5 protein-coding genes are annotated in these 6,533 nt (G+C 74.0%); 4 read left to right on the top strand and 1 reads right to left on the bottom strand.

Translation table 11 applies throughout. The annotated features are described in order from the left end of the window. Window positions 1–135 precede the first annotated feature (135 nt). Genes ABTY59_RS37580 through ABTY59_RS37570 form a run of 3 tightly spaced genes read left to right on the top strand, consistent with a single transcriptional unit; the run spans window position 136 to window position 3,891 of the window. Entirely contained in the window at window positions 136–1,266 is a 1,131-nt protein-coding gene (locus tag ABTY59_RS37580; RefSeq protein WP_352023652.1) for a hypothetical protein, read from the top strand. A 40-nt stretch (window positions 1,267–1,306) separates the two neighbouring features. Continuing rightward, window positions 1,307–1,855, top strand: a complete 549-nt coding sequence (locus ABTY59_RS37575) for a nitrobindin family protein (RefSeq protein ID WP_352023651.1) — start codon at window positions 1,307–1,309, stop codon at window positions 1,853–1,855. A 23-nt stretch (window positions 1,856–1,878) separates the two neighbouring features. Further along, window positions 1,879–3,891 carry a prolyl oligopeptidase family serine peptidase gene (locus tag ABTY59_RS37570; RefSeq protein WP_352023650.1) on the top strand — a complete coding sequence of 671 codons (2,013 nt, stop codon included), beginning with the start codon at window positions 1,879–1,881 and terminating at the stop codon, window positions 3,889–3,891. A gap of 6 nt (window positions 3,892–3,897) precedes the next feature. On the opposite strand, the gene ABTY59_RS37565 is transcribed toward ABTY59_RS37570, so the two are convergent. Next, entirely contained in the window at window positions 3,898–4,881 is a 984-nt protein-coding gene (locus ABTY59_RS37565; protein ID WP_352023649.1) for a LuxR family transcriptional regulator, read from the bottom strand. 149 nt (window positions 4,882–5,030) lie between these two features. On the opposite strand from ABTY59_RS37565, the gene ABTY59_RS37560 reads away from it, so the two are divergent. Continuing rightward, window positions 5,031–6,443: an aminopeptidase P family protein gene (locus tag ABTY59_RS37560; RefSeq protein WP_352023648.1), complete on the top strand. Its 1,413-nt coding sequence runs from the start codon at window positions 5,031–5,033 to the stop codon at window positions 6,441–6,443. Window positions 6,444–6,533 lie beyond the last annotated feature (90 nt).

Here is a 6,533-nt window from a genome sequence, read left to right as displayed (position 1 = left end):
CCAAGTAGCTCCGCTACGAGGGCCTTCGTCCGGCACGCCGAGGGCACGCACCGGACACCGCGGGCACCGCACAGGACTTTCGAAACACCCCCTAGTCTCCGGTTGACCGGACACGATCACGACGGGGGACACGACATGACGTATCGGCGCGCGGTGATACCGGCCCTGACCGGCGGGCTGCTGCTCACCGTCCTGCTGTGGTGGGCGGGCGCCAGTGCGGACGCGCTGCACCTGCCGGGCAGCCGCGACGCGCTCGGCGCCGGGCCGATCGCCGAGCTCCGGATCTGGCTCGCCCCCTGGGCGTACGACCCCCCGGCCTTCCTCGACTCCGGCGCCCTGGTGTCCGGGTACGTCGGCGACACCGGGAGCGACGACAGGGACCACTACGGCGGGCTGTACACGACGGCGCTCCAGATCCGGTACGGCGCCGTCCTCGTGTTCTTCGTGTTCGGCGCCGTCCTCCTGGTCCGCAGGATGCCGCCGGTGCGCGGGCGGACGACGGCCGCGTTCCTCGCGCTGTGGGCCTGGGGCGGGGTGGCCGGGACCCTCGCGGTCGCCGCCTCCGCGCCCTGGCTGATCGCCTCGACCGGGCACGGCAGTTACCGCTTCCTGCCCCAGCTGGCGAACGTGATCGCGTCGGGACGGCAGCTGCCCGTGGCCGTCGGGCTCGTCGCCGCCGGGGCGACCGTCGTCGTCGCGCGGATCACCGCCGAGGCCTCCGCCCCGCCGCGCGCGGACGTCCCGGCCCGCGCCGCGCGCCTGGCCGCCACCGCGGGGACGGCCGTGATCGCGCTGTCCGTCGTCGTGCTCTCGTACCAGCGCGTCGCCGCCGCCCTCCAGGAGTTCTCCCCGGCCGGCGGGCTCCTCTCCGAGCCGGGCGACCTGCTGCGCCAGTGGCTGCTGCTCGGCGCCTGGTCCGCCCCGGAGGGCGGCCCCCTCGGCGACTGGCTCCTGTACCGCGCCTCCGACGTCCTGCTCCTCCTCGTCGTCTGGTGGGCACTGCGCCGCCTTCCCGGGCTGCTCACCCGGGTCACGCTCCCCGCGATGGCCGTCGGCACGGTCTGCGCCACCGTGTTCGGCCTCCTCGCCGGGCAACTGCTGCGGATCGCGGTGGTCCGGACGGGCCCCCAGCGGGACCTCCTGTACTCCACCGCCGGCGTCGGCAACGGCATCCCGGCCGCCCTCGTCCTCGGTCTCCTCGCGGGCGCCGTCACCACGCTCGTCCTGCGGGCGTCCCTGCGCGGCGCCCCGGCGCCCGGCGCATAGGCTGCACCGCGGCACCGATCCCGACCCAGGAGCGCACCCCATGAACGACCGCGACCGGCAGCACCCCTACCCCGACGCGTTCCGGGCGGACGCGCTGCCCGCGCCGCACGCCCTGCTCGCCCCGGTGGCCGGGCTGCTCGGGACCTGGTCCGGGCGGGGGCGGGGCGGATACCCCACGCTCGCCGAGGAGTTCGCGTACGAGCAGGAGGTCACCTTCAGCCATGACGGCCGCCCCTTCCTGCACTACGAGGCGCGGGCCTGGCTGATCGACGAGGACGGCACCCCGCTGCGGCCCTCGGCCCGGGAGAGCGGCTGGTGGCGGCTGCAGCCCGACGGCGGGGTCGAGGCGCTGATCACCCAGCCCACCGGCATCGCGGAGATCGCCGTCGGCCGCGCGGACGGCACCACCGTCGACCTCACGACCGACCGGGTCGCCCTCGCCCCCACGGCCAAGCAGGTCGACGCGACCCGGCGCCGCTACACCCTCACCGGCGAGGACACCCTCGACTTCGTCCACGACCTCGCCGCCGTCGGCCGCCCGCTCCAGCACCACCTGGCGGTGCGGCTGCACCGGGCGCACCGCGGCTGACCGCGGTCCCGCACAATACGGGGGTGAGCGAACACGACCCGTACCTGTGGCTGGAAGACATCTCCGGCGAGGCCGCCCTCGCGTGGGTGGCCGAGCGGAACGCCGAGACGGCGGAGACGCTGGCCGCCGACGCGGGCTTCGCCCCGCTGAAGGCGCGCGTGCGGGAGGTGCTCGACGCCTCGGACCGCATCCCGTACACCGCGCGGCGCGGCGCGTTCCTCTACAACTTCTGGCGCGACGCCGAGCACGTGCGCGGCGTGTGGCGGCGCACCACCCTGGAGCAGTACCGCAAGGACGCGCCCGAGTGGGAGGTGCTGCTCGACGTCGACGCGCTGGCCGCCGCCGAGGACGAGAAGTGGGTGTGGGACGGGGCGCGGGTGCGCCGGCCCGCCCACGACCGGGCCCTGGTGCGGCTCTCGCGGGACGGCGGCGACGCCGTCGTGGTCCGTGAGTTCGACCTGACCACGCGGGAGTTCGTCGAGGGCGGCTTCGAGGTGCCGGAGGCCAAGACGCGGATCGGCTGGATCGACGACGACACCGTCTTCGTCGGCACCGACACCGGGCCGGGCTCGCTCACCGAGTCCGGCTACCCGCGCACGGTCCGCCGCTGGCGGCGCGGCACACCGGTCGAGGAGGCGGAGCTCGTCTACGAGGCCGCGGACACCGACGTGTCGGCCTGGGGGTACCGCGACGACACGCCCGGCTTCGAGCGGGACTTCGTGGGCCGCTCGCTGGACTTCTTCCGCAGCGAGACGTACCTCCTGGAGCCCGACGGCGCGACCGTGCGCGTCGACGTCCCCGACGACGCCCTCGTCGACGTCCACCGCGGGCACCTCCTCGTCACCCTGAAGTCAGCGTGGCTCGGGCAGCCCACCGGCTCCCTCCTCGCCTTCGGCTTCGACGCCTTCCTCGCGGGCGACCGGACGCCGGAGGTGCTGTTCACCCCGGACGCCCGCACGGCCCTCGCCGGACACTCCTGGACCCGGCACCACCTGATCCTGGAGACGATGCGGGACGTCAGCACCCACATCGAGGTCCTCACCCCGGGCCGTGACGGCGCCGGCTGGACGCGTACCCCGCTCGTCGGCGTCCCGCCGCTGTCCGCCGTCGCCGTCGTGGGCACGGACCCGGACGTCTCCGACGAGTACTTCCTCGACGTGTCGGGCTTCCTCCAGCCCTCCAGCCTCCACCGGGGGCACATCGGCGGTGACACGGAGGTCCTCAAGCAGGCGCCGGATCGCTTCGACACCGCCGGTCTCTCGGTCGAGCAGCACTTCGCGACCTCCGCCGACGGCACCCGCGTGCCGTACTTCGTCATCGGCCCCGACCACGCCGTCACCGGGCCCGGCCCGGCCCTGCTCTACGGCTACGGAGGCTTCGAGGTCTCCCTCACCCCCTTCTACGGCGCCGTCACCGGCCGCGCCTGGCTGGAGGGCGGCGGCACGTACGTCATCGCGAACATCCGGGGCGGCGGCGAGTACGGACCGGACTGGCACCAGGCGGCCCTGGGCGCGGACCGGCCGCGGGCCTTCGAGGACTTCGCGGCCGTCGCACGGGACCTCGTCGCCCGCGGGATCACCACCCCTGACCGGCTCGGCGCCTCGGGCGGCAGCAACGGCGGCCTGCTCATGGGCGCGATGCTCACCCGCTACCCGGAACTCTTCGGCGCGATCGTCGCGCAGGTCCCGCTGCTCGACATGACCCGCTTCCACAAGCTCCTCGCGGGCGCCTCCTGGATCGCCGAGTACGGGGATCCCGACGACGCCGACGACCTCGTCCACCTCCGGGAGGTGTCCCCGTACCACCGCCTCGCGGCCGACCGGACCTATCCTCCGGTGCTGCTGATGACCTCCACCCGCGACGACCGGGTCCACCCCGGGCACGCGCGCAAGACGGCCGCCCGGCTGCGGGAACTCGGCCATCCGGTGCTGTTCCACGAGAACACCGGCGGCGGCCACGCGGGCGCAGGGGACAACGAACAGGCCGCCCACAACAGCGCCCTCGTGCACACCTTCCTCCGGCGGCACCTCACCTGAGCCGTCTCACAACCACCCCTGGCGCTGCGCCTGCAGCGCCATCTGGAAGCGGCTCGTGGCACCGAGGCGGGCCATGAGGACCTGGATCCGGCGGAAGAGCGTGCGGCGGCTGACCCCGATCTCCCGGGCGATCACCTCGTCGGGCGCGCCCCCGGCGAGCAGCCGCAGCAGTCTGCGGTCGGCGGGCAGCAGCCCCGCCGGCCGCACGGAACGGCCGTGCAGCGGCAGCGCGCTCTGCCAGGCCTGCTCGAACAGCGCGACGAGCGCCGACAGCAGGCCGCACGGCTGCACCACCAGCATGGTGTTGTGCACGTCGGCCTCCTTGATGGAGAGGGAGACCATCGCGTACGACTCGTCGATGATCACCAGCTTCACCGGCACCGACGGCAGCACCCGCGCCTGCTCACCCGCCTCCACGCACGGCTCGATCGCGTCCGCCAGCTGTCCCGGGTACTCCAGCGACGCCTGCGAGTAGACGACCCGCTGGGTCACCCCCCGCGCCAGCGTCGCCAGCGCGTCGTCGGTGGCGCTCGGCAGCGGGAAGTACGGGGGAGAGTCCAGCTGCCGGATCTGCTCGCGCGCGCTGGTCCAGGCGTGCCGCATCCGGGGGCCGACCGCGTCCCCCGTCACGACCTCCACGAGGTCGTCGTTGTACGCGGCGAGCCGCTGCCGCCGGAACGACTCGAAGGCGCCGCCGACGGTGATCCGCGACTCGTCCAGCTCCGCGGCCCGGTGCCGCTTCAGGATCTCCAGGCCCGCGGCGGGAGGCACCGGGGCCACCAGGTCCCGGCCCCGCGCGCCCGGACTGGCGAGGCCCGCGTCGACCAGCTCCCCGTAGGCCGCGGACAGCTCCGCACCGCCGAGACCGGCCGCGGCCCCGACGGCGGCGAGCGGCGCGGGACCGAGGTCCAGGAGCCGGACGTAGACCCGCCGGGCCTCCTCGCCGAGGCCCAGCATCCGGAGTGCCTCACCGAGCTTCTCGTTCGCCATGGACCGCATTATCGACCGTCCCGGCCCCCCGCGCGTGGCCGATCCGTGCCACTGTCCGATCCAGGCAACCGGCGGGCGCGTGGCGGAGTACCGTCCGGGTGCCGTCGACGAGCGGCGGTCGAACACGTATCCGGAAGAAGGTGCAGGACGTGGCGAAGGGTCGCAAGAACGGCCTCTACAACGGCGTCTCCGAGGAGCTCTCCGCTCTGATGAGGACGGGGTGGGCGGACACCGAGCGGCACGACCTCGAACCGGCCGCACAGGCCCCGTACGCGGCCGCACGCCGCACCGCGCTCTCCGCACTGTTCCCCGGCGAGCGCCTGATCGTCCCCTCGGGGAACCTCAAGACCCGCTCCAACGACGACACCTACCCGTTCCGCCCGTACTCCGGCTATGTGCACATGACCGGCGACCAGGCCCGCGACGGCGCGCTCGTCCTCGAACCGCGCGCCGACGGCGGCCACGACGCGTACTGCTACCAACTGCCCCGCGACAGCCGCGACAACGACGAGTTCTGGATCGGCTACACGGCCGAGCTGTGGATGGGCCGCCGCCGCTCCCTCGCCGAGGCCGAGACCGTCCTCGGACTGGCCTGCCGCGACGTCCGCGCCCTCACCGACGACCTGGCCGCCGGCTCCGGCGTGCCCACCCGGATCGTCCGGGGCGTCGACCCGGCCCTGGAGGACGCCGTCACCACCGACGAGGAGCGCGACGCCGAACTGGAGGGCGCGCTCAGCGACCTCCGCCTCGTCAAGGACGAGTGGGAGATCGGCGAGATGCGCAAGGCGGTGGACTCCACCGTGCGCGGCTTCACCGACTGCGTCGCCGAGCTCTCCCGGGCGATCGCCTCGTCCGAGCGGTGGATCGAGGGCACCTTCTTCCGCCGGGCCCGCCTGGAGGGCAACCACGTCGGCTACGGCTCGATCTGCGCCGCCGGCGACCACGCCACGATCATGCACTGGACGGACAACGACGGCCCGGTGCGCCCCGGCGAGCTGCTCCTCCTCGACGCCGGCGTGGAGACGCACTCCCTCTACACCGCCGACGTCACCCGCACCCTCCCCATCAGCGGCACCTTCACCCCGGTGCAGCGCCAGGCGTACGACGCGGTGTACGAGGCCCAGGAGGCGGGCATGGCCGCGGTGAAGCCGGGCGCCCCGTACCGCGACTTCCACGAGGCCTCGCAGCGCCATCTGACGGCGCGCCTGGTCGAGTGGGGCTTCATCGAGGGCCCCGTGGACCGCGCGTACGAGCTCGGCCTCCAGCGCCGCTTCACCATGGCGGGCACCGGTCACATGCTCGGCCTGGACGTCCACGACTGCGCGCAGGCGCGCACCGAGGAGTACGTCGACGGCGTCCTCGAACCGGGCATGGTGCTCACGGTCGAGCCGGGTCTGTACTTCCAGCCGGACGACCTGACGGTGCCCGAGGAGTGGCGCGGCATCGGCGTCCGCATCGAGGACGACCTGGTCGTCACCGAGGAGGGTCACGAGAACCTGTCGGCCGGTCTGCCGCGCTCCTCGACCGAGGTCGAGGCGTGGATGGCCCGCTTCGCCGGCTGACCCGGTCGTGCCGCACGGGGGGCCGTCCGCGCGAATTCGCGCGCCCTTTCACGCGCGCACTGCCCTCAGTCGTCACTCTTCCTCTGGAGT

The organism is Streptomyces sp. NPDC096079, from assembly GCF_040303145.1.
Classification (GTDB): Bacteria; Actinomycetota; Actinomycetes; order Streptomycetales; family Streptomycetaceae; genus Streptomyces.
This window is presented reverse-complemented; position numbering and strand designations above follow the sequence as displayed.